This window comes from Paracoccus salipaludis (assembly GCF_002287065.1).
GTDB lineage: Bacteria > Pseudomonadota > Alphaproteobacteria > Rhodobacterales > Rhodobacteraceae > Paracoccus > Paracoccus salipaludis.
The window spans coordinates 16,867-37,347 of the sequence record NZ_NSJZ01000006.1; the positions used below are offsets into that span (position 1 = coordinate 16,867).

Consider the following 20,481-nt stretch of genomic DNA (forward strand, 5'->3'; position numbering starts at 1 on the left):
AACCCCGGAGTCCTGCCCGTGACCTTCCTGCGCACTTCCGCCCTTGCCCTGGCCCTTGCCGCGCCCGGCCTCGCCATGGCCGCCGATCCCCAGCTGACCGTCTTCGACTGGGCAGGCTTCGAGGAACCGGTGATCTTCCAGGGCTATATCGACAAGCACGGCGACAGCCCGACCTTCGCCTTCTACGGCGACGATGACGAGGCGTTCCAGAAGCTGTCCTCGGGCTTCCGCGCCGACGTGGCCCATCCTTGCAGCCAGATGGTGTCGAAATACCGCGACGCCGGCCTGATCGAGCCGTGGGATGCGGCGCGCATCCCGGCAGTGGCCGATATCGACCCCCGCTTCCTGAACTCCGAGGTGTTCAAGGACGCCGAGGGGCTGTGGTACATCCCGACCGATTTCGGCGCGACCGCCATCGCCTACAACACCGAGAACGTCCCGGCCGAGGATGTCTCGACCCTGCAGGTCTTCGTCAACCCGGCCTATCAGGGCCGCACCTCGCTGCCCGATTCGGCCGATGACGTCTGGGCGCTGGCCTACCTCGCGACCGGCGTGACCGACTGGACCAGCGTCACCGACGAACAGTTCAAGGCCGCCGCCGACTGGCTGCGCCAGGCCCACCAGAACGTCGCCGCCTACTGGGCCGACCCGGCGGAGCAGTCGCAGCTGATGGCCTCGGGCGCGGTGGACGTGGCCTGGTCCTGGAACGACGCGATCCCGCTGCTGCAAGCGGAAAACTATCCCATCGGCTTCCAGCGCCAGGCCAAGGAAGGCTCGTCCACCTTCTTCTGTGGCTTCGTGAACCTGAAGAACGGGCCGGGCAGCGAAGACAAGGCCTATGACTTCGTCAACGCCTGGCTGGCGCCCGAGGCCGCCAAGGGCCTGCTGGACACCATCGGCTACGGCCACACGAGCACCAAGGCGCTGGCGACCGTCGCCGACGATCCTCGCGTGGTCCAGAACCTCGGGGCCATCGACGCCCCGGTGCTGGCCCAGACCCCGAACGACCCCGCGCAGCGCGAACGTCAGCTGGCCGAGTTCGAAAAGATCAAGGCCGGCTTCTGAGCCGACGCTTCGACGTCCCCGGGGCGGCCCGAAAGGCCGCCCCTTCGCATGACCGCGCCCACCCCTGACCGCACGAGACCTGCCATGAAACGCCGCAACTTCCTGTCCACTGCCGCTTTCGGCTCGGCCGCCACGATGCTGGCCGCCCCGGCCCTGGCACAGGCACAGCCGACCGTCACCTGGCGGCTGACCTCGAGCTATCCGAAAAGTCTCGAAACGCTTTACGGCATCTCGGACCATGTCTCGCGCCGCATCGCCGAGGTGACGGACGGCGGCTTCCAGATCCAGCCCTTCGCGGCGGGTGAACTGGTGCCGGGCCTTCAGGCGCTGGACGCGGTCAGCGACGGCAGCGTCGAATGCGCCCACACGCTGGGCACCTACAACATCGGCAAGGACCCGACCTGGGCCTTCGACACCTCGCTGCCGTTCGGGATGAACACGCGCCAGACGACGGCCTGGCTGCTGCATGGCGGCGGGCTGGACCTCATCAACGAATTCATCGCCGGCGCCAACGTCCGCACGATCCCGTCCGGCAACACGGGCGCGCAGATGGGCGGCTGGTATCGCAAGCAGATCACCTCGGTCGAGGACCTGCGCGGGCTGAAGCTGCGGATCGCGGGACTGGGCGGCACCATCCTGTCGCGGCTGGGCGTCGTGCCCCAGCAGATCGCGGGTGGCGACATCTATGCGGCGCTGGAACGCGGCACCATCGACGCGGCCGAGTTCTCGGGGCCCTTCGACGACGAGAAGCTGGGTTTCCAGCGCGTCGCGCCGCATTACTACTATCCCGGCTGGTGGGAGGGGACGGCCAACGTCGGCCTTTACATCAACCTCGACGCCTGGAACGCCCTGCCCGCGCATTACAAGGCCGCGCTGGAGACCGTCTGCACCGAGGCGCTGACCCATTGTGTGGCGAAATACGACAACGGCAACCCCGAGGCGCTGATGCGGCTGATCGCGGCAGGTGCGCAGGTGCAGGCCTTCCCCGACGACGTGCTGGCGGCAGCCTTCGCGGAATCGCGCAAGCTTTACGCCGAATATGCCGAAGGCAACGAGAACTTCCGCAAGATCTACGAGCACTGGTCCGCCTATTGGCAGAAGCAGCAGCAGTGGCTGCGCGTGGCGGAACTGCCCTATGATTACTTCACGTCCGGTCAGGTCGGGCGCTGACGACAGGGCGGCCCCCGGGGCCGCCCATTCCCATCAGAGGTGAGTGATGACCCGCGAGGAACTTGACCGCATCGCCTTCGACCAGCCCGCCTTCGCCCGGCTCCTGGGCTTCCGACTGGTCTCGGCCGAGCCCGACGAGGTGCTGGCCGAACTGTCGGTGACCGAGGACCTGTCCAACCGCAACGGCGTCATGCACGGCGGCGCGATCATGGCCCTAGCCGACAACATCGGCGGCACCGCGACCATGATCAACCTGCCTCAAGGAAAGACGACCACGACGCTGGAAAGCAAGACGAACTTCCTGCGCCCGATCCGCATCGGCGACACGGCGCGGGCGCGCTGCGTCCCGCTGCACAAGGGGCGCACGACGATGGTCTGGCAGACCACCATCACGCGCGGGGACGGCAAGACCGCCGCCATCGTCACGCAGACCCAGGTCGTGATCGACTGGAAGGAATGACGTCGCGACCCGCCGTCAGCGGTTCTGGCCGGTGACGGGATCGACCCGGATCTCGACCTCGCGGCCCTCGGTGGTCCTGTATTCGACCTCCCAGTAGCCGTCGTCGTCCCAGGACACGTCCTCGATGTAGGCGAGGTTCTGCGCGCTGCCCTCGACGGTGGCGATGATGCGCGACAATGGCTGCGCGTTGGGCGGAGGAGGCGTGTCGGCCATCGCGCCCGCGGGCAGGGTCAGTCCGGCAAGGGCCAGCGCGGCGAATCCGGTGCGGATCATGTCTTGTCTCCTTTTCTCCGACACCGCCCACAACGTCCCTCGGGCGCGGGTGTTCCGGCCGGCGGCCATGCGTCCCCGCCCCCTTGCAAGGGCTGCGGAGGCCCCCTAGATTGGTCGCGTTCGGGTTCGCCCGGACTATGGACATAAACGCGCAGGTAATAAGCGGATCGGACCCGGGGGCGGTACCCGGCGGCTCCACCAGAATCCCTTCGTTGGGGGCAAATGGGGCCGAAACAGGATCGACGAACGTCTAAAGCTGTTTGCTTTGTCTCGGTGAGCTACCACCGTTATCGGTGCAAAAAGTACAGTTGCCAACGACAACCGTGCTCCGGTGGCTCTGGCTGCGTAAGCAGTTCGAGTTATCGAAACCTAAGTCCTTGCGCTTAGCCGCGTAAGGCGGGGTTCGCAGGCACCTGGCAACAGAAGCCTGCACTTCCCTTTTCTTTTCCTGCTGCTTCCGTTTCCCCGGTGGATGTGGCACGTCTTTGGCCCAGACATGGGGCGACGATGCTGATCATCCATCACCTGAACGAAAGTCGCTCGCAGCGGGTGATCTGGCTGGCCGAGGAGTTGGGCCTGCCCTACCGCATCCAGCATCACAGCCGCGGGTCGGACTATCTTGCGCCGGAAAGCCTGAAGCGCCTGCACCCCCTGGGCAAGGCCCCGCTGGTGGAACGCGACGGCCAGATCCTGGCGGAAACCGGCTTCATCGTGGAAACCCTTGCGCGCGGCACCGACCTGCTGGCCGAGGGGCCCGCCGGGGACGCGGTGCGCTATTGGCTGCATTACGCCGAGGGTTCGGCCATGCCGCCGCTGGTGATGAAGCTGGTGCTGTCCAAGGTGCCGGATAGCGCGCCCCGCCTCATGCGTCCCGTTGCCCGTGCGCTGGTGGCCGGGGTTAACAAGGCTTACCTCGGCCGTGAACTCGACCGCCATGCCGCCTTCTGGGAACAGACGCTTGCCCGCAGCGGCTGGTTCGCGGGCGACCGCCTGACCGCCGCCGACGTGATGATGAGCTTTCCGGTCGAGATGGCGGCCCTGCGTTCCGACCTTTCCACGCGGCCCGCCACGCGCGACTGGCTGACCCGGATCCACGCCCGTCCCGCCTATGTCCGGGCCCTGCAGGCGGGCGGCCCCTACAGCGGCGCGGCCGCAGGTTGATGACGATGAACGACATGACCGAGACCCCCGAAGACCTGATCGCCCGCATGGGCGCCTCTGCCCGCGACGCGGCGATCCAGTTGGCGCAGGCCCCGTCCGATCAGAAGGACGCCGCCCTGAATGCCGCCGCCGATGCGATCCTGCTGGCGGAAGCCACGATCACGCAGGCCAATGCCGAGGATCTGGCCTATGCCGCCGAAAAGGGCCTGTCGGCGGCGATGACCGACCGCCTGCGGCTGGACCCCGCCCGCATCCGCGCCATCGCCGACGGGCTGCGCACCGTGGCTGCCCAGCCCGACCCGGTGGGTCGCGTGCTGGCCGAATGGGACCGGCCCAACGGGTTGCATATCCGGCGCGTGGCGACGCCCATCGGCGTGCTGGGCGTGATCTACGAAAGTCGCCCGAACGTCACCGCCGACGCGGGCGCGCTTGCGCTGAAATCCGGCAATGCCGTGATCCTGCGCGGAGGCACGGACAGCATCCATTCCTCGGCCGCGATCCAGCGCTGCATGGCGCAGGGCCTGCGGCAGGCGGGCCTGCCCGAAGCCGCCATCCAGATCGTGCCCACCCGCGACCGTGCGGCGGTGACGGCCATGCTGCGGGCGCAGGGATTGATCGACGTCATCATCCCGCGCGGCGGCAAGGGCCTTGTCGGGCTGGTGCAGGCCGAGGCACGGGTGCCCGTCTTCGCTCACCTCGAAGGCATCTGCCATGTTTACGCGGATGGCGCGGCCGACCTCGACAAGGCCCGCCGTGTCGTGCTGAACGCGAAGACACGCCGCACCGGCATCTGCGGCGCCGCCGAATGCCTGCTGATCGACCGCGCCTTTTACGGGACGTATGGCGACATCCTGATCCGGGACCTTCTGGAAGCGGGCGTCGAGGTGCGGGCCGAGGGCGAACTGGCCGAGGTTCCCGGCACCGTTCCCGCCCGGCCCGACGACTTCGGGCGCGAGTTCCTGGACAGCATCATCGCCGCGCGGCTGGTGGACGGCGTGGACGAGGCCATCGCCCATATCCGCCGCCATGGCTCGGGCCATACCGAGTCGATCCTGACCGAGGAAGACGCCGTGGCAGAGCGCTTCTTCCGCGGCCTCGACTCGGCCATCCTGATGCGGAACGCCTCGACCCAGTTCGCGGACGGGGGCGAGTTCGGGATGGGCGCCGAGATCGGCATCGCCACGGGCAAGCTGCATGCGCGCGGCCCTGTGGGGGCCGAGCAGCTGACCAGTTTCAAGTACCTGGTGACCGGCGACGGGACGATCCGGGGCTGAGCGTCAGAAGCTGATCTCGGCCCCGCCGGCATCCACCTTCCAGGCGATGGGAAGGCGATGATCGGCCGCCAGGGTCCCCAGGACGGCGAAATGCACCTCGGAGGGCGCGGGACTGGGGTTCTGGCCCGGGCCCGCGTCCAGCCAGCGCCACAGCGAAGGCTCGGGCCGGGTGCGCGAGGCATGGCCCGCCAGCCGCCAGCCCTGCCCCTTGCGGGCGACAGTCACCTTTCCGCCCCAGGGCATCGCCGAGTCCATGCACATCAGCGCAAGCAGCAGCATCCGCGTCTCGATCCGCGAGGCGTCTCCGCCGCCCTCGACCTCCACCGTCAGCCGTGCGTCCCGGGCATAGCCCTGCGCAAGCTGGGTGATCTCGGCCACGGCGACGCGCTGGTCCGCCGGCGCATGGCCGAAGGCCATCCGGTAGTAGCGCACCCGCGACCGCGCCGCGCGCACGCTGTCCCCGATCAGCGTCAGTTCCGGCGAATTGGCAAGTCCGGGATGGTCGCCCGACATCTCGAGCAGCTCGACGCCGTTGCCGATCGCGCCCAGAGGAGAAACAAGGTCGTGGCACAGCCGCGCCGCGACCAGGCTGGCAAGACCCGCACCGGTCGTGGTGTCCAACGGTTCCACCGGGATTGTGACCGGGTTCATCGTCCGCTAGCCTCCGCAGGCCCGCCAAGCGAAGGAAGGCCGATGACCATAGAAATCCTCGAACCCGGAATGCTGGTCCGCAACCGCGAGGCGCCCGAGTGGGGCGTGGGACAGGTGCAGTCCCGCATCGGCGAACGGGTGACGGTCAACTTTCCTGAAATGGGAAAGCAGGTTCTGGACGGCCGCAGGGTTCGCCTGGAACTGGTCACGGACAACTCCTAACTCGATAAAATTCAATTGAGTTCATGACTTCCTTGCAACCATTAAGCGTGTCAAGCGGATTTCCGCCGACGATGATGTCGTCGCATCAGGGCTGCAGCCCCTTTGCAACGCAGCCGCATGGGAGTGCGTCATGAAGGCCGATCCGGGCTGGCTGTCCGTCCGTCTCGCAGCCGACGAGCATGATCTGCACGCCGCGCAACGCCTGCGTTACCGCGTCTTCGTCAAGGAACTCGGCGGTGACGGCCCGCTGGTCGATCACGCGGCCCGGCTTGAACGGGACGAGTTCGATGCAGTCGTGGACCACCTGCTGCTGGTCGATACCCGCCGCGACCCGGCCGGGGGCGATCACGTCGTCGGCGCCTACCGCCTTTTGCGCAGCGACGTCGCCGAAGGCTTCGGGCGCTACTACTGCGACGACGAATACGACCTGACGCCGCTGCGCGCCTCGGGCCGCCGCATGGTGGAACTCGGGCGGTCCTGCGTGGACCCCGATTTCCGGGGCGGCTCGGGGATGTTCCTGCTGTGGAACGCGCTGGCCGACTATGTGCTGGACCACGGGATCGAGATCCTGTTCGGCGTCGCCAGCTTCCACGGCACGGATGTCGCGCCGCTGGCGCAGGCGCTGTCCTGGCTGCATCACCATCACCTTGCGCCGCCTGACCTGCGCCCCGTCGCGCGGGGGCCGCAGTTCCAGCGGATGGACCTCGTGCCCTCGGATCAGCTTGACCGGCGTGCTGCGATGGCGGCGATGCCCGCGCTGATCAAGGCCTACCTGCGGCTGGGCGGCGTCGTGGGCGAAGGGGCGTGGATCGACCGCGCCTTCAACACCACCGACGTCTTCCTGCTGATGGACACCGCAGCCATGTCGGACCGGCACCGGAAATACTATCAGGATCGCTGGCAGGGCGCATGACGGCCCCGCACGACGCCGATCCTGCCCCCCAGCGCGGCTTCTCGGGCACATGGAGGGGGGAGCCGCCCCCCCTGCCGCCCCGGCCGACGCCTCTTGGCTGGCTGCTGGTCGCCCTGCGGGGAACGGCGGTCATCTCTGTCCTGATGGCTGGCGTTCTTCTGATCCTGCCGATGCGCGCCGCCGAAAGCCTGGCCGCCGGCCGCCGCCGCCCTGTCACCGGCCCTTGGGTTCAGGGCGTGTGCCGCCTGTGCCTGTGGCTTCTGGGCATCCGCTGGCGCAGGCAGGGCCGGCCGATGCGGGGTGCAGGGGCGATGGTGGCCAACCATTCCAGCTGGCTGGACATCTTCGCCCTGAACGCGGCGGCGCCGGTCTTCTTCGTCAGCAAGGCCGAGGTTTCCGGCTGGCCCGGCATCAACGTCCTGACCCGCGTGACCGAGACGCATTTCGTCACCCGCGATCCGCGCCTTGCGCGGCAGCAGGCGGCCCAGTTTGCGGAACGGACCGCGCTCGGCCACCGGCTGCTGTTCTTCCCCGAGGGCACCAGCACCGATGGCCGCCGCGTCCTGCCCTTCAAGCCAACCCTGTTCCAGGCCTTCCTTGACCCCGCGCTGCCGCCGGGCCTTGCGATCCAGCCGGTCAGCGTCTGCTACGAGGCGCCCGCGGGGCGCGACCCGCGCTTTTACGGGTGGTGGGGCGACATGGACCTCGGGCCCCATCTGCTTGCGGTGCTGGCGCAGCCCCGGCAGGGCCGCATCACCGTCACCCTGCACCCGCCGGCTCCCGTCGCGGGTCACGACCGCAAGTCACTGGCCGCAGCGGCCGAGCACGCCGTCCGCTCGGCCGCCTAGAGGTTACAGCGGCCAGACCAGCGGGATCATCAGGCAGGCGGCGATCCCCGTCACGATGTCCAGCGGGATGCCCAGCCGCATGAAGTCGGTGAACCTGTAGCCTCCGGGCCCATAGACCATCATGTGCGTCTGATAGCCGATGGGCGTGGCGAATGCGACCGAGGCCGAGAACATCACCGCGACGACAAAGGGGCGCGGGTCATGCCCGAGCTGCGTGGCAAGCTCGATGGCGATGGGCGTCAGGATCACCGCGACCGCGTTGTTCGACAGGATCTCGGTCATGACCAGCCCGAGGAAATAGACCGCGATCAGCGTCCAGAAGGGACTGAGGCCCGACAGCGACGGCGCCACGGCATCCACGATCAGCTTGACCGCGCCCGTGGCCTCCAGCGCCTCGCCGATGACCAGCATGGCGAAGATCAGCGCCAGTAGCCGCGCCTCGACGAAGCCGAAGGCCTCGTCGGGGTCCACGCAACCGGTGATCAGGACGACGGCCGCGGCCAGGAACGCCAGCCCCATGATGGGCGCCACGTCCAGCGCGGCCAGCAGCACGACGGCCAGCAGGGCGGCCGTGGCGATGGGCGCATGGCGGCGGCGGAAGGCCTTGGTCGTCGGGTGCGACACGTCCACCAGGTCCATGTCGGCGGCCAGGCGGGCAATGTCCTCGCGCGCGCCTTCCAGCAGCAGCGTGTCGCCCACCCGGATCTCCAGGTCGTCGAGCTGCCGACCGATATTCTGGTTCCGGCGATGCGCGGCGATGGGGTAAACGCCGTAGCGGCGGCGCAGGCGCAGGTCGCCCAGGCGCCGTCCGATCATCCGCGCGCCGGGCGAGATCAGCACCTCGACCATCTCGGTCTGGACCGATGACAGCTTGTCGAGCGTCCGCAGCGACTTGTCCTGCTGCATTTCCAGCAGATCGGCCATCCCCGACCTCAGCACGACGCGGTCGCCGGCCTCGAGCACGACCTCGGCCATGTTGCGGCGCAGCGAGGCGTCGCCCCTCAGCACGTCGATGACGCGCACGCCTTCGCGCTGGAAGATCTTCACGTCGGCGATGCCCATGCCGACGATGTTGCTGTCTTCGGGGATCGCGATCTCGGTGAAATAGCGCATCTGCGAGCGGTCGGTCAGGAACGAGGCCATGGAGCCCCGGTCGGGCAGCAGCCGCCATCCGACCAGCGCGATGAAGGTGGCACCCGCCGCCGTCACGGCCAGCCCCACGGGGGCGATGTCGAAGATGCCGAAGGGTTCCAGTCCGCGGGCGCGCACGACGCCGTCCACCAGCAGGTTGGTCGAGGTGCCGATCAGGGTGATCATGCCCCCCATGACCGTGAAGTAGCTCAGCGGCATCAGCAGCTTGGAAGGCGAGATGCCCGCCTTGCGCGCAACCTGGATGACGATGGGGATCATCACCGCCACGACGGGCGTGTTGTTCATGATGGCCGAGGCAACGCAGACGAAGGCGAACATCGCGGCAATGGTCATCAGCGGCTGGATATCGGCCCGCGAGGACACGATCCGGCTCAGGTGGTCCAGCGCCCCGGTGCGAAGAAGGCCGCCCATGATGATGAACATGAAGGCGATGGTCCAGGGCGCGCTGTTGGACAGCACCCCGACCGCATCGTCGAAAGGCGCAAGCCCCAGCACCAGCATCAGCGCCGCGACGCCGACCGCGATCACCTCGGGGGGATGGCGTTCGCGCACGAACATCACGAACATCAGGGCAATGATGACAAGAGTGGTGATGGCGGCAGTCTGGCCGGTCAACGCGATGCCGAACATGCGGGAAACCTCGTGCTGCAATCCGCGGTAGAGCGGCGGAGGCGACGGATGCCCGATTTCCGGACAGGCCGCAAGGAAGGGGACGCCTTCAGGCGGCGGGTTGCAGCCGCCCGCCGTCGCGCACTGGCCGGATTTCGGTGGCCAGACCGGTACGGTCGTCGGTGACCACCAGCACGCCCGACAGGGTGGCCTCGCCCTCGGCCGGGGTGAAGCGGTCGCGCCCCATGCCGGTCAGGAAGCGGCGCATCGGCTCGGCCTTGTCCATGCCGATGACGCTGTCATAGTCGCCGCACATTCCGGCGTCGGACTGATAGGCCGTGCCGCGCGACAGGATCTGCGCATCGGCAGTGGGCACATGCGTATGGGTGCCAACGACAAGGCTCGCGCGGCCGTCGCAGAAATGGCCCATCGCCATTTTCTCGCTGGTGGCCTCGGCGTGGAAATCCACCACCGCCGCCTGCACCAGCCCGCCCGGAGGATGGGCGCGCAGCACCTGGTCCACCGCGCTGAAGGGGTCGTCGAAGGGTCGCTTCATGAAGACCTGCCCCAGCGCCTGGACCACCAGCACCTTGCGGCCGCGCCCGTCCTGGAAGACCCGGTGGCCCCGGCCCGGCGCCTCGCGGGCAAAGTTCAGCGGCCGCAGGACGCGCGGCTCCTCGGCCACGAAGGACAGCATGTCCTTCTGGTCGAACGCGTGGTCGCCCAGGGTGATGCAGTCGGCACCCGCGTCGAGGATCAGCCGCGCATGAGGGCCCGTCAGGCCCATGCCGCCGCTCGCGTTCTCGCCATTGACGATCGTGAAGTCGGCCTTCAGCCGCGCCTTCAGCCCCGCCAGCCGTTCCGTGATCGCCCGCCGACCCGACCGGCCCATCACGTCGCCAAGAAAGAGGATTCGCATGGGGCAGGGTTACTCCTGCGCAAGGGTCGACTCAAGCATCGTGGCGGGGAATGCCTTCCGCGGAACGGAAAGCCCCGGATCGGCCGAAAGTCTCCCCTCGCCACTGCCATGGGGCCGCGCTATCGAAGGCGGCATGAGCCCCCAAGATTCCCCCCGAGGACTTGCCCTTGCGATCGGCGCCTACCTGGTCTGGGGGCTGATGCCGTTGTATCTGCACAGCCTTGCCCATGTGCCGGCGGCCGAGGTGATCGCGCACCGCATCCTGTGGTCCCTGCCGATCGCGCTGGTGGTGCTGCGCCACAACGGGCAGGTCGGAACCGTGGTGGAGACGCTGCGCCAGCCGCGGCTTGTGGCGATGGCGGGTCTGACGGCGGTGCTGATCTCGGCCAACTGGCTGGTCTATGTCTGGGCGGTATCGAACGGCCAGGCGCTGCAGGCCGCGCTGGGCTATTACATCAACCCGCTGTTCAACATCCTTCTTGGCTGGGGCCTGCTGGGCGAACGGTTGAGCCGCCCGCAACTTGGCGCGGTCGCGCTGGCGGCTGTGGCCGTCGCCCTGCTGACCGTCGCCTCCGGAGAGCTGCCGGTCGTCGCGCTGTCGCTGACGCTGACCTGGGGCATCTACGCCTACTGCAAGCGCCGCCTGCCGCTGCCCCCGAACGAGGGCTTCACCGTCGAGGTGCTGCTGCTGCTCGTGCCCTCGCTGGCCTATGTGCTGTGGCTGTCCGCGACGGGCCAGAGCCATTTCGGCGCGAACCTGCATGACACGCTGCTGCTTGCGGGCACCGGCGTCATCACTGCCGGGCCGCTGATGCTTTATGCGAACGGCGCGAAGCTGGTCCGCCTGTCCACCATGGGCGTGCTGCAATACATCGCGCCGACGATGGTCTTCCTGATCGCCGTGCTTGCCTTTGGCGAGCCGTTCGGCGGCGTCCAGCAGGTCGCCTTCCCGCTGATCTGGGCCGCGCTGGTTCTTTACACCCTGACGCTGATCCCGCGCCGGGCCTGACGTGTCAGTCCGCGTCCCGCTTGTGAAGGGCGACGCGCAGCCGGGGACGCGCGCGCACCGCCGTGAAGACGGCATCGACCGCCGCCTCGGCCACCAGCCCGACCATGGCCCCGGCCACGACATCCGTCAGGTGGTGCTTGGCGCGCGGCACCTGGACAAGCCCGACCACGCCTGCCGCCGCAAGCAGCGCGCCTTGGGCGCCCGGCGCCACGCGGCCGATGGCGCGGGCACCCGCAACCGCATCGGCGGTATGGCCGGAGGGGAAGGAATTGAAGTCATGCTCGTCCGGGCCGTTGAGGCCGGTTTCGTAATGCCCCTCGTCCAGCAGCTTGTTGGGACGGGTGCGCACGACTGCCGACTTGATCCGCCCCTTGATCTGCGTGGCGAGCCATAGCGAGGCAAGCGCCCTCGCCCCCCCTTCGGCAAGCCGCGGCTGGCGGGTCAGAAGTCCCGCGACGGTCGCCGCTGCCGCCAGCGTGAAGGCCGGAGGCTGGTCGCTGATCTCGCTGAGAAAGCCCAGGGCTTCGACAGCAGGATGGTCGCGCAGTTGCCCCGCCTCGACGGACAGGGCGACGTCGGCCTCGTGGATCGTGTCGATGATCGTGTCGCTCATGCCGGATGAACCCGGCCGGCGTGCAAAGGTTGCCGCACGCCCGCCGGAATCAGGCGGCGATCACTCGACTGTCACCGACTTGGCGAGGTTACGGGGCTGGTCCACGTCCGTCCCCTTGGCGAACGCCGTGTGATAGGCGAGGAACTGCATCGGGATTGCGTAGATGATCGGGGCAAAGGCGCCGCCGCCCGAGGGCATCGTCAGCACCGCATGGGCGCCCTCGCCGCCCGCCTCGACTCCCTCGGCGTCGGACACCAGCAGCACCTGACCGTGACGCGCCATGACCTCCTGCATGTTCGACACGGTCTTGTCGAACAGCGGGTCGGTGGGCGCGATCACCACCACGGGCACGTTGCGGTCGATCAGCGCGATGGGTCCGTGCTTGAGTTCACCCGACGCATAACCTTCCGCGTGGATGTAGCTGATTTCCTTCAGTTTCAACGCGCCTTCCAGCGCGATCGGGAACAGCGCCCCGCGGCCGAGGAACAGCACGTCCTGCGCTTCGGACAGCCAGTCGGCCAAGCGGCGGCAGTCATCGCCGGCACCGACGGCCTGGCTGACCAGCGAGGGGACCGAGGTCAGATCCCGGATCTGCGCCGAGAGTTCCGCCGGGGACATCACGCCGCGGTCGGCGGCGGCCTTCAGCGCCAGCACGGCCAGCACTGCCAACTGGCAGGTGAAGGCCTTGGTCGAGGCGACGCCCACCTCGACCCCCGCCAGGATTGGCAGGGCGATGTCCGCATCCCGCGCGATGGCCGAGGTGCCGACGTTCACCACGCCCACCGTCTTGGCCACCTTGTCCTTGCAGTAATGCAGCGCGGCCAGCGTGTCCGCCGTCTCGCCCGACTGGCTGACGAAAAGGGCCCAACTGCGGGGCGACAGGGGCGGCTCGCGGTAACGGAACTCGGACGCCACATCGACGTCGCAGGGCAGGCCCGCCAGCCGCTCGAACCAGTATTTAGCCACATAGGCCGCGTAATAGGCGGTGCCGCAGCCGACCAGCGTCAGCCGGTCCACGTCGCGGAAATCGACCGCCTCGGGCAGCACGATCCGCCCGTCCTTGATGTAGTGGCTCAGCGCGTCGCCAAGGACGACCGGCTGCTGGGCAATCTCCTTCGCCATGAAGTGCCGGTAGCCGCCCTTGTCGATGGCGGTCGCACCCACGTCGATCCGCGCCGTTTCGCGGTTGGTCTGCTGTCCCTCCGCGTCGAAGATCGCCGCGCCGTCACGCGTGATGACGACGTGATCGCCGTCTTCCAGATAGGTGATGCGGTCGGTAAAGGGCGCCAGCGCGATGGCGTCCGAGCCGAGGAACATCTCGCCGTCCCCGTGCCCCAGCGCCAGTGGGCTGCCCTTGCGGGCACCGATCATCAGGTCGCCCTCGCCTTCGAACAGGAAGGCCAGGGCAAAGGCCCCCTGCAGCCGCGCCAGCGTCGCGCGCACGGCCTGCACCGGGTCCATCCCCTGCGCCATGTGCAGCCCGGTAAGCAGGGCCACGGTTTCGGTGTCGGTTTCGGTCTGGGCGGCGATGCCGTTGGCGGCGAGGCAGGTGCGCAGTTCGCGGAAATTCTCGATGATGCCGTTGTGAACAACCGCCACCGGGCCATGCCGGTGGGGGTGCGCATTGCCCTGGGTGGCGGCACCGTGGGTGGCCCAACGGGTATGTCCGATCCCTGCCCGGCCTTCCAGCGGGTCCAGCACCAGCAGGTCGGACAGGTTCACCAGCTTGCCGACGGCGCGGCGGCGGTCCAGCCGGCCCTCGCCGTCCACGGTCGCCACGCCCGCGCTGTCATAGCCGCGGTATTCCAGCCGTTTCAGCGCCTCGACCAGTTGCGGCGCCACCTGGTTCTTGCCCAGTATCCCGATGATTCCGCACATCTTACGCTTTTCCCTTCGCCGCCCGCAGCGCCTGCATGATCCGTTTCGCCAGCCCCGCCTTGGTCACCTGGCGGGCGCGGCCCAGCCCCAGTGCCTCGTCCGGCACGTCCTGGGTGATGACCGACCCCGAGCCCGTCATGGCCCGGTTGCCGACCTTGACCGGCGCGACCAGCATCGTGTCCGAGCCGATGAAGGCCTCGGCCCCGATCACCGTGCGGTGCTTGCCGACGCCGTCATAGTTGCAGGTGACGGTGCCCGCGCCGATGTTCGTGCGCTCGCCCACCTCGGCATCGCCAAGGTAGGTCAGGTGGCCGACCTTCACCCCCTCGGCCAGCACCGAGTTCTTGATCTCGACGAAGTTCCCGACATGGACATCGCCGCCCAGTTCCGCCCCGGGCCGCAGGCGGGTGAAGGGACCGACAGTCGCGCCGGCGCTGACGTGGCAGCCCTCGAGATGGCAGAAGGGCAGGATCTCGGCCCCGCTTTCGACGGTGACGCCGGGGCCGAAGACCACGTTTTGCCCAAGGATCGCGTCGCGGCCGATGAAGGTGTCGAGCGAAAACCAGACCGTCGCGGGGTCGGCCATCGTCACGCCGTTCTCGAGCATCTCGTCTCGGCGACGGGCCTGGAACGCGGCCTCGGCGGCGGCCAGCTCGGTCCGCGTGTTGATGCCGAGCGTCTCGGCCTCGTCGCAGGTGACGACGGCGGCGCTGCGGCCTTCCTGACGCGCCAGACCCACGACATCGGTCAGGTAGTATTCCCCCGCGGCATTTTCGTTGCCCAGGCGGCCCACGAGGTCCCGCAGCAGCCCCGCGTCGGCCGCCATCACGCCCGAGTTGCAGAGCGCGATGGCCCGCGTCGCCTCGTCGGCGTCCTTGTACTCGACGATGCGGTCCAGCTTGTCGCCCCGCACCACCAGGCGGCCGTAACGGCCCGGATCGGCGGCCTCGAAGCCCAGAACGACCACGTCCGCCGGATGGCTGACCAGCGCGGCGAGCGTATCCGCGCCGATGAAGGGCGTGTCGCCGTACAGCACCACGACCTTGCCCTCGAAACCGTCCAACAGCGGCAGGGCCTGCGCGACGGCATGGCCCGTCCCGAGCTGCTGTTCCTGCAGCGCGATCTGCGCCTCGGGGTCCAGCTTCGCGACCGCCTTCCCGACCGCATCGGCGCCATGTCCCGCGACGACGATTACCCGTTCTGGATCAAGGCTGCGGCCTGCGGCCAGCGCATGGCCCACCAGCGGCACGCCCCCGAGCCGGTGCAGCACCTTGGGCAGGTCCGACAGCATCCGGCTGCCCTGCCCCGCCGCCAGCACCACCAGCGCCACCGCCTGATCCGTCATCCGCCTGTCCCGCCCGTTCATTGATCTTTGCCCGTGTTCTAGCTAGGCGCGCTGCAAGACGGAAGGGTGCGCCCGGTCACAGAATTTGTCGAAAGGTTACGGAACATGGGCATGGATCGCGGCACGGTGGTCTTTGATCTGGACGGCACGCTGGCCGACACCGCAGCGGACCTGATCGCCGCCGCCAACGCCTGTTTCGAAAGCCGTGCCTTGGGGCGGCTGCTAGACCCGGCCGCCGATGCGGGCATCGCGTTCCACGGGGGCCGCGCCATGCTGCGCGCGGGCTATGCGAGGGTGCCCGCCGACACGCTGCTGCCGCCGGACGCCGAGGAGGTGGACTTCCCCCGGCTGCTGTCCTTTTACGACGACTGTCTGGCCGACAGCACCCGGCTTTACGACGGGGTCGAGGCTGCGCTGCACGCCTTGGCCGCAGACGGCTTCCAGCTGGCGGTCTGCACGAACAAGCCATTGACGCTGGCCGAGAAACTCCTGTCAGCCTTGAATGTGCGTGAACATTTCAAGGGCATGATCGCGGCGGACAGCCTGCCCGTCCGCAAGCCCGACCCGCGACCCTATCGCGCCGCTGTCGCGCAGGCAGGCGGAGAGGTCGCCCGGTCCTTCCTGCTGGGCGATACCGAGACGGACGTGAAGACTGCACGGGCTGCGGGCGTGCGCGTGTCCCTGATCGGCTTCGGACCGGAAGGCGCAGGCATCTCGCGGCTTGCGCCGGATCATGTGCTGGACCGGTTCGCGGACCTGCCAGCGCTCGCGCGGGAGTGGCTGGCGTAGCGAGGGGCGCCGCCCCTCGCGCCTGCGGCGCTCACCCCGGGATATTTGGGCGAAGAAGAAGCCTTCCGGGCCTCAGCCAGCGAGAAGCGCGGCGAGTTCGGCACGCAGGCCGGCGGCGTCGGCCTGATCGGGCGCGCCCCGGCGGGCCAGCGCTGCATCGGCGCGGGCCTGCGCCTCGGGGCTCATGCGGGCGGCGGCCTCGACGACCTGGGCGAACTCGGCACGGGTGAGATTGCAGGCCAGCACCAGATCGCAGCCCGCGGCGATTGCGGCGCCGGCGCGCTCGGCGGGGGTGCCGCTCAGCGCGTTCATGCCGATGTCATCGCTCATGAGCAGGCCCCGGAAGCCGATGCGCTCTCGGATCAGCCGGATCACGGCGGGCGAGGCTGTCGCGGGGCGGTCGTCCAGTTGCGTCAGCCGGATATGCGCGGTCATCCCCAGGGGCAGGTCGTTCAGCGCGCGGAAGGGGGCAAAGTCGCTGCCGTCGAGGTCGTCCACCGCCATGTCCAGCACCGGCAGGTCATGGTGGCTGTCCACCCGCGTCCGGCCGTGTCCGGGCATGTGCTTGACGATGGGCAGCACTCCGGCAGCCAGCAGCCCCTCTGCCGCTGCCCGGCCCATCAGGGCCACGGTTTCGGCATCCGTGCCGAAACAGCGGTTGCGCAGAAAGGGATGGGTCGCCTCGTCCGCGACATCGAGGCAGGGCGCGGCATCCGCGTCGATGCCCACGGCGCGCAGTTCCTGCCCCATCAGGCGGTGCCGCAGGCGCACGGCGTGGGCACCGTCGGCGGCGCTGTCCATGGCGGCGGGCCAATCGGTCCAGTGCGGCGGGCGCAGGCGCTGGACGCGGCCGCCTTCCTGATCGACCATCACCATCGCGTCCCGGCCCACCGCCGCGCGCAGATCCGAGGTCAGGCGCCGCAGCTGGTCGGGATTGTCCACATTGCGGGCGAAGAGGATGAAGCCCCAGGGGTCCGCCTCGCGCAGGAAGGCGCGCTCGTCGGGCGAAAGCGACAGGCCCTCGACCCCGAGGATCGTCGCGCCGTGGTTTGCGGACGACGAAGCCCCGGCCTGGACGGACGGGGCTGTCGTGATCGCGGGGCCAGGAGCCGTCGTGCCGGTCACTGCGCCGCTGCGGGGATGCAGTCGTTGCCGGCAGCGATCAGGGCGGCGCAGAACTTGCGCGCCTCGTCGCGGGATTCGAAGCCGGCGATGCGCAGGCGATAGAAGGTGCGGCCGCCCGCCTTGTGCGGCTGGACCACCGGGGCCTTGCCCGCGAACAGGTCACCGTAGCGGCCCGAGATCCGGCTCCACTCGCTTTCGGCGATGGCGCCGCTGTCGAAGGCGCCGATCTGGACCAGGGGCGCACCCGAGGCGACCTTCACCGCCGGGGTCTCAACAGGCGCCTCGGCAGCAGGCGCGGCGTCGGTGACAACGGTCTCGGCTGCGGCAGGCTCGGCGACGGACGGGGCCACCGCGGCGATGCGGCGCGGACGCGGCAGCGGACGGCTGGCGTCGGCGACAGCGGGGGCGGCGCCCGCCTCGGCCAGGGCCGCGGTGATGGCGGTATCCATCGCAGGCTGGCCGTTCGTGTCCGTGACGGCTTCGGCGATCGAGACGCTGTCGGCCTCGCCGGGTGCCACGGCGGGCACGCCCGTGGCCATGGCGGCGGCCTCGGCCTCGGCTTCCAGGACGGCCTGCCGCGCGGTTTCGGCGTCGGTCATGGCGATGGCCGGGGCACCGGCGGGTTCGACGACCTCGTCGATGGTGGCAGGCTCGCGCGCGGTGGCGCCAAGCTCGCCCATGGCCACATCCTGCCCGTCCAGCGCGGTGGGCGCCGGAGCGATGGCGACACGCTCGACCGGGGCGCTTTCGGTGCCGGCGGCGACGTCGTTGACGGCCAGGCCTTCGCGGTCCGACAGCATCCCGCCGGGTTCCTGGGGCGCGATCCGGGCCTCGCCCTCGACCGCGCGGATGACGGGGACACCCGACACGTCGCGGACGACCAGCTGATAGCCCCAGACGGCCAGGGCGAACATCAGCACGACCGAAACCAGCGCGCCGAGATAGTGGGTCAGCCGCGCGACGCGGCCAAGGACGCCGGTTCGATCGGACAGGCGGCCGACGTCCGGCTGGGCCTCGAAGCGCGCCTCGTCCCAGTCCTCGGCGTGCCAGTCATGCGCCCTGTAGGGAATGTCCGTGTCGCCGTGCCCGTAAGACCCGCGCGAGTCGTCGTACCCGCCGGAGCGGAAATCCACCACCGTCATCGTATCCTGTCCTGCCTGTCCACCGGTTATGGCCCGGCTTTCGTTGACCGCTCGTCACTCCTTGGCCGGGTGCGTCTTGGTCAGCGCATTTCCTTTGCCGGAGTGACGCCCAAGATACCCAAACCCGCTGAAATGACAACGCCGACCGCACGGGCAAGTGCAATTTTCGCCGATGTTGCGGCGATGTCACCATCCTGGACGAAACGCAGCGTGGTCTCGTCGTTGCCGCGATTCCACAACGCGTGCAGGTCCGAGGCGAGGTCGTAGAGGAAGAAGGCGATCCGGTGCGGCTCATGCGCGCGGGCCGCGATTTCCACCGTGCGGGGCCATTCCGAGATGCGGCGGGCCAGCGCCAGTTGCGCCGGATGATCCAGGGAAGCGAGGTCCGCCTGCGCCAGCGCCGTGTCGGAAATGTCCGCGCCCATCTCCTCGGCCCGGCGCAGCACGCTGTTGATGCGGGCGCTGGCGTACTGGACGTACCAGACGGGATTGTCCTTGGACTGTTCCAGCACCTTGTCGAAGTCGAAGTCCAGCGCCGCGTCGTTCTTGCGCGTGAGCATGTGGAACCGGGTGACGTCGCGGCCCGCCTGTTCCACCACGTCGCGCAGGGTGACAAAGGTGCCCGCGCGCTTGGACATCTTGAAGGGCTCGCCGTTCTTGAACAGCTTGACCAGCTGGATCAGCTTGACGTCCAGCGGCACGCGCCCGCCCGACAGGGCCGAAACCGCCGCCTGCATCCGCTTGACATAGCCGCCGTGGTCGGCGCCGAAGATGTCGATCAGCGCGTCATAGCCGCGGTCGATCTTGTCCCAGTGATAGGCGATGTCGGGGGCGAAATAGGTCCAGGAGCCGTCCGACTTCTTGACCGGCCGGTCCACGTCGTCGCCATGCGCGGTCGAGCGGAACAGCGTCTGCTCGCGCGGCTCCCAGTCCTCGGGGGTCTTGCCCTTCGGAGGTTCAAGCACGCCCTCGTAGATCAGGCCCTCGGCGCGCAGGCGGTCAATGGCGGCCTCGATCCGGCCGGTGCCGTAAAGCGCCTTTTCCGAGGAATAGACATCCATGCGGACGCCCAGCAGGTCCAGGTCTTCGCGGATCATCTGCATCATGGCGTCGGTGGCGAACTCGCGGACCTCGGCCAGCCACTCCGATTCCGGCTTGTCGAGCAGGCTGTCGCCATAGCGCGCCTTCAGCGCCTCGCCCACGGGGATCAGGTAGTCGCCGGGATAAAGGCCCTCGACGATCTGGGGCTCCAGCCCGTGCGCCTCGCGGTAGCGTTCGTAAGCCGAGCGCGCCAGCACGTCGACCTGCGCCCCGCCGTCGTTGATGTAGTATTCGCGGGTGACGTCCTCGCCCGCGAACTGCAAAAGGTTCGCCAGGGCGTCGCCGAAGACCGCGCCGCGCATATGGCCGACGTGCATCGGCCCGGTGGGGTTGGCGCTGACGAACTCGACGTTGATCCTTTCGCCCTGCCCGGCCGGGACGCGGCCATAGCTTTCGGGGGCAGAGAGTGCCGCGCGCAGCACCTCGGCCCAGATGCCGGGGGCAAGGCGCAGGTTCAGGAAGCCCGGCCCCGCGACCTCGGCGCTTGCGACGCGGGGATCGCCCGTCAGGCGGGCGGCCAGCAGGTCGGCGATCTCGCGCGGCTTCATGCCCGCGGGCTTGGCCAGCACCATCGCGGCATTCGTGGCCATGTCGCCATGGGCGGCGTCGCGCGGAGGCTCGACCGCGACGGCGGTGAAATCGAGGTTGCCGGGCAATTGGCCCGCTTCGGTCAGGTCGGTCAGCGCGCGGATCACCAGGGCGCGGATGTCTGCGAAGATGTTCATGTCTCTCTCATCCTGTCCACCCTGCGATAGCGAAGCG

The 20,481-nt window shown here is 68.9% G+C and carries 20 protein-coding genes and 1 other RNA gene; 11 read left to right on the plus strand and 10 right to left on the minus strand.

All coding sequences use genetic code 11. The annotated features are described in order from the left end of the window. The first annotated feature begins 75 nt into the window (after window positions 1-75). From CK240_RS09015 to CK240_RS09025, 3 genes are all read left to right on the plus strand, one after another. Window positions 76-1,065 carry an ABC transporter substrate-binding protein gene (locus tag CK240_RS09015; RefSeq protein ID WP_240517362.1) on the plus strand — a complete coding sequence of 330 codons (990 nt, stop codon included), beginning with the start codon at window positions 76-78 and terminating at the stop codon, window positions 1,063-1,065. A gap of 84 nt (window positions 1,066-1,149) precedes the next feature. Further along, a complete protein-coding gene (locus CK240_RS09020) occupies window positions 1,150-2,235 on the plus strand; it encodes a TRAP transporter substrate-binding protein (RefSeq protein WP_095640021.1) in 1,086 nt (361 codons plus the stop codon). A gap of 46 nt (window positions 2,236-2,281) precedes the next feature. Further along, complete coding sequence (locus CK240_RS09025) at window positions 2,282-2,695, plus strand: PaaI family thioesterase (RefSeq protein WP_095640022.1); 414 nt, start codon at window positions 2,282-2,284, stop codon at window positions 2,693-2,695. A gap of 15 nt (window positions 2,696-2,710) precedes the next feature. On the opposite strand, the gene CK240_RS09030 is transcribed toward CK240_RS09025, so the two are convergent. Further along, entirely contained in the window at window positions 2,711-2,968 is a 258-nt protein-coding gene (locus tag CK240_RS09030) for a PepSY domain-containing protein (RefSeq protein WP_095640023.1), read from the minus strand. Between the two features lie 79 nt (window positions 2,969-3,047). Between CK240_RS09030 and ssrA the strand changes: the two genes are divergently transcribed. From ssrA to CK240_RS09045, 3 genes are all read left to right on the plus strand, one after another. After that, window positions 3,048-3,402: a transfer-messenger RNA gene (ssrA, locus tag CK240_RS09035) on the plus strand. 73 nt (window positions 3,403-3,475) lie between these two features. Continuing rightward, a complete protein-coding gene (locus tag CK240_RS09040; RefSeq protein ID WP_095640024.1) occupies window positions 3,476-4,129 on the plus strand; it encodes a glutathione S-transferase in 654 nt (217 codons plus the stop codon). A gap of 5 nt (window positions 4,130-4,134) precedes the next feature. After that, on the plus strand, window positions 4,135-5,403 hold the full coding sequence (locus CK240_RS09045) for a glutamate-5-semialdehyde dehydrogenase (RefSeq protein WP_095640146.1): 1,269 nt from the start codon (window positions 4,135-4,137) through the stop codon (window positions 5,401-5,403). Between the two features lie 3 nt (window positions 5,404-5,406). Here the strand turns inward: CK240_RS09045 and CK240_RS09050 are convergent, their stop codons facing one another. Next, window positions 5,407-6,054, minus strand: coding sequence for a histidine phosphotransferase family protein (locus tag CK240_RS09050; RefSeq protein ID WP_095640025.1), 648 nt, complete (start codon window positions 6,052-6,054; stop codon window positions 5,407-5,409). Between the two features lie 42 nt (window positions 6,055-6,096). Between CK240_RS09050 and CK240_RS09055 the strand changes: the two genes are divergently transcribed. From CK240_RS09055 to olsA, 3 genes are all read left to right on the plus strand, one after another. Further along, window positions 6,097-6,276, plus strand: a complete 180-nt coding sequence (locus CK240_RS09055) for a DUF3553 domain-containing protein (RefSeq protein ID WP_095640026.1) — start codon at window positions 6,097-6,099, stop codon at window positions 6,274-6,276. A gap of 130 nt (window positions 6,277-6,406) precedes the next feature. After that, complete coding sequence (olsB, locus tag CK240_RS09060) at window positions 6,407-7,189, plus strand: L-ornithine N(alpha)-acyltransferase (protein ID WP_095640027.1); 783 nt, start codon at window positions 6,407-6,409, stop codon at window positions 7,187-7,189. Then, complete coding sequence (gene olsA / locus CK240_RS09065) at window positions 7,186-8,037, plus strand: lyso-ornithine lipid O-acyltransferase (protein WP_095640028.1); 852 nt, start codon at window positions 7,186-7,188, stop codon at window positions 8,035-8,037. Before olsB ends, olsA begins: the two co-directional genes overlap by 4 nt. 3 nt (window positions 8,038-8,040) lie before the next feature. Here olsA and CK240_RS09070 read toward each other — a convergent pair whose 3' ends face one another. Next, window positions 8,041-9,819, minus strand: coding sequence for an SLC13 family permease (locus CK240_RS09070; protein ID WP_095640029.1), 1,779 nt, complete (start codon window positions 9,817-9,819; stop codon window positions 8,041-8,043). 88 nt (window positions 9,820-9,907) lie between these two features. Next, window positions 9,908-10,717, minus strand: coding sequence for a TIGR00282 family metallophosphoesterase (locus CK240_RS09075; protein ID WP_095640030.1), 810 nt, complete (start codon window positions 10,715-10,717; stop codon window positions 9,908-9,910). A gap of 133 nt (window positions 10,718-10,850) precedes the next feature. On the opposite strand from CK240_RS09075, the gene rarD reads away from it, so the two are divergent. Then, window positions 10,851-11,726, plus strand: a complete 876-nt coding sequence (gene rarD, locus CK240_RS09080) for an EamA family transporter RarD (RefSeq protein ID WP_095640031.1) — start codon at window positions 10,851-10,853, stop codon at window positions 11,724-11,726. 4 nt (window positions 11,727-11,730) lie between these two features. Here the strand turns inward: rarD and CK240_RS09085 are convergent, their stop codons facing one another. From CK240_RS09085 to glmU, 3 genes are read right to left on the minus strand one after another with little or no spacing between them, the layout of a single operon-like run. Continuing rightward, window positions 11,731-12,339: a phosphatase PAP2 family protein gene (locus CK240_RS09085; RefSeq protein ID WP_095640032.1), complete on the minus strand. Its 609-nt coding sequence runs from the start codon at window positions 12,337-12,339 to the stop codon at window positions 11,731-11,733. Between the two features lie 60 nt (window positions 12,340-12,399). Further along, window positions 12,400-14,217 (minus strand): glutamine--fructose-6-phosphate transaminase (isomerizing), encoded by a 1,818-nt coding sequence (gene glmS, locus CK240_RS09090; RefSeq protein WP_095640033.1) that lies wholly within the window; start codon window positions 14,215-14,217, stop codon window positions 12,400-12,402. A 1-nt stretch (window position 14,218) separates the two neighbouring features. Beyond that, entirely contained in the window at window positions 14,219-15,562 is a 1,344-nt protein-coding gene (gene glmU / locus CK240_RS09095; protein ID WP_095640147.1) for a bifunctional UDP-N-acetylglucosamine diphosphorylase/glucosamine-1-phosphate N-acetyltransferase GlmU, read from the minus strand. 105 nt (window positions 15,563-15,667) lie between these two features. Between glmU and CK240_RS09100 the strand changes: the two genes are divergently transcribed. After that, window positions 15,668-16,351, plus strand: a complete 684-nt coding sequence (locus CK240_RS09100) for an HAD-IA family hydrolase (protein ID WP_167650004.1) — start codon at window positions 15,668-15,670, stop codon at window positions 16,349-16,351. A gap of 72 nt (window positions 16,352-16,423) precedes the next feature. Here the strand turns inward: CK240_RS09100 and nagZ are convergent, their stop codons facing one another. The 3 genes from nagZ to argS all read right to left on the minus strand — a co-directional run bounded on the left by nagZ (window position 16,424) and on the right by argS (window position 20,444). Further along, window positions 16,424-17,446 carry a beta-N-acetylhexosaminidase gene (gene nagZ / locus CK240_RS09105; protein ID WP_095640149.1) on the minus strand — a complete coding sequence of 341 codons (1,023 nt, stop codon included), beginning with the start codon at window positions 17,444-17,446 and terminating at the stop codon, window positions 16,424-16,426. A 26-nt stretch (window positions 17,447-17,472) separates the two neighbouring features. Further along, window positions 17,473-18,618: an SPOR domain-containing protein gene (locus tag CK240_RS09110; protein ID WP_095640034.1), complete on the minus strand. Its 1,146-nt coding sequence runs from the start codon at window positions 18,616-18,618 to the stop codon at window positions 17,473-17,475. An 80-nt stretch (window positions 18,619-18,698) separates the two neighbouring features. After that, complete coding sequence (gene argS, locus CK240_RS09115) at window positions 18,699-20,444, minus strand: arginine--tRNA ligase (RefSeq protein WP_095640035.1); 1,746 nt, start codon at window positions 20,442-20,444, stop codon at window positions 18,699-18,701. Between the last annotated feature and the right edge of the window lie 37 nt (window positions 20,445-20,481).

Bases quoted from the DNA above. Each gene is read 5' to 3' on its own strand.
- CK240_RS09040 (WP_095640024.1), top strand. From the start codon at position 3,476: ATGCTGATCATCCATCACCTGAACGAAAGTCGCTCGCAGCGGGTGATC.
- CK240_RS09020 (WP_095640021.1), top strand. From the start codon at position 1,150: ATGAAACGCCGCAACTTCCTGTCCACTGCCGCTTTCGGCTCGGCCGCC.
- CK240_RS09025 (WP_095640022.1), top strand. From the start codon at position 2,282: ATGACCCGCGAGGAACTTGACCGCATCGCCTTCGACCAGCCCGCCTTC.
- CK240_RS09030 (WP_095640023.1), bottom strand. From the start codon at position 2,968: ATGATCCGCACCGGATTCGCCGCGCTGGCCCTTGCCGGACTGACCCTG.
- CK240_RS09075 (WP_095640030.1), bottom strand. From the start codon at position 10,717: ATGCGAATCCTCTTTCTTGGCGACGTGATGGGCCGGTCGGGTCGGCGG.
- olsB (WP_095640027.1), top strand. From the start codon at position 6,407: ATGAAGGCCGATCCGGGCTGGCTGTCCGTCCGTCTCGCAGCCGACGAG.
- CK240_RS09100 (WP_167650004.1), top strand. From the start codon at position 15,668: ATGGGCATGGATCGCGGCACGGTGGTCTTTGATCTGGACGGCACGCTG.
- CK240_RS09110 (WP_095640034.1), bottom strand. From the start codon at position 18,618: ATGACGGTGGTGGATTTCCGCTCCGGCGGGTACGACGACTCGCGCGGG.
- CK240_RS09045 (WP_095640146.1), top strand. From the start codon at position 4,135: ATGAACGACATGACCGAGACCCCCGAAGACCTGATCGCCCGCATGGGC.
- CK240_RS09050 (WP_095640025.1), bottom strand. From the start codon at position 6,054: ATGAACCCGGTCACAATCCCGGTGGAACCGTTGGACACCACGACCGGT.
- olsA (WP_095640028.1), top strand. From the start codon at position 7,186: ATGACGGCCCCGCACGACGCCGATCCTGCCCCCCAGCGCGGCTTCTCG.
- glmS (WP_095640033.1), bottom strand. From the start codon at position 14,217: ATGTGCGGAATCATCGGGATACTGGGCAAGAACCAGGTGGCGCCGCAA.
- rarD (WP_095640031.1), top strand. From the start codon at position 10,851: ATGAGCCCCCAAGATTCCCCCCGAGGACTTGCCCTTGCGATCGGCGCC.
- CK240_RS09015 (WP_240517362.1), top strand. From the start codon at position 76: ATGGCCGCCGATCCCCAGCTGACCGTCTTCGACTGGGCAGGCTTCGAG.
- CK240_RS09070 (WP_095640029.1), bottom strand. From the start codon at position 9,819: ATGTTCGGCATCGCGTTGACCGGCCAGACTGCCGCCATCACCACTCTT.
- CK240_RS09085 (WP_095640032.1), bottom strand. From the start codon at position 12,339: ATGAGCGACACGATCATCGACACGATCCACGAGGCCGACGTCGCCCTG.
- glmU (WP_095640147.1), bottom strand. From the start codon at position 15,562: ATGACGGATCAGGCGGTGGCGCTGGTGGTGCTGGCGGCGGGGCAGGGC.
- argS (WP_095640035.1), bottom strand. From the start codon at position 20,444: ATGAACATCTTCGCAGACATCCGCGCCCTGGTGATCCGCGCGCTGACC.
- CK240_RS09055 (WP_095640026.1), top strand. From the start codon at position 6,097: ATGACCATAGAAATCCTCGAACCCGGAATGCTGGTCCGCAACCGCGAG.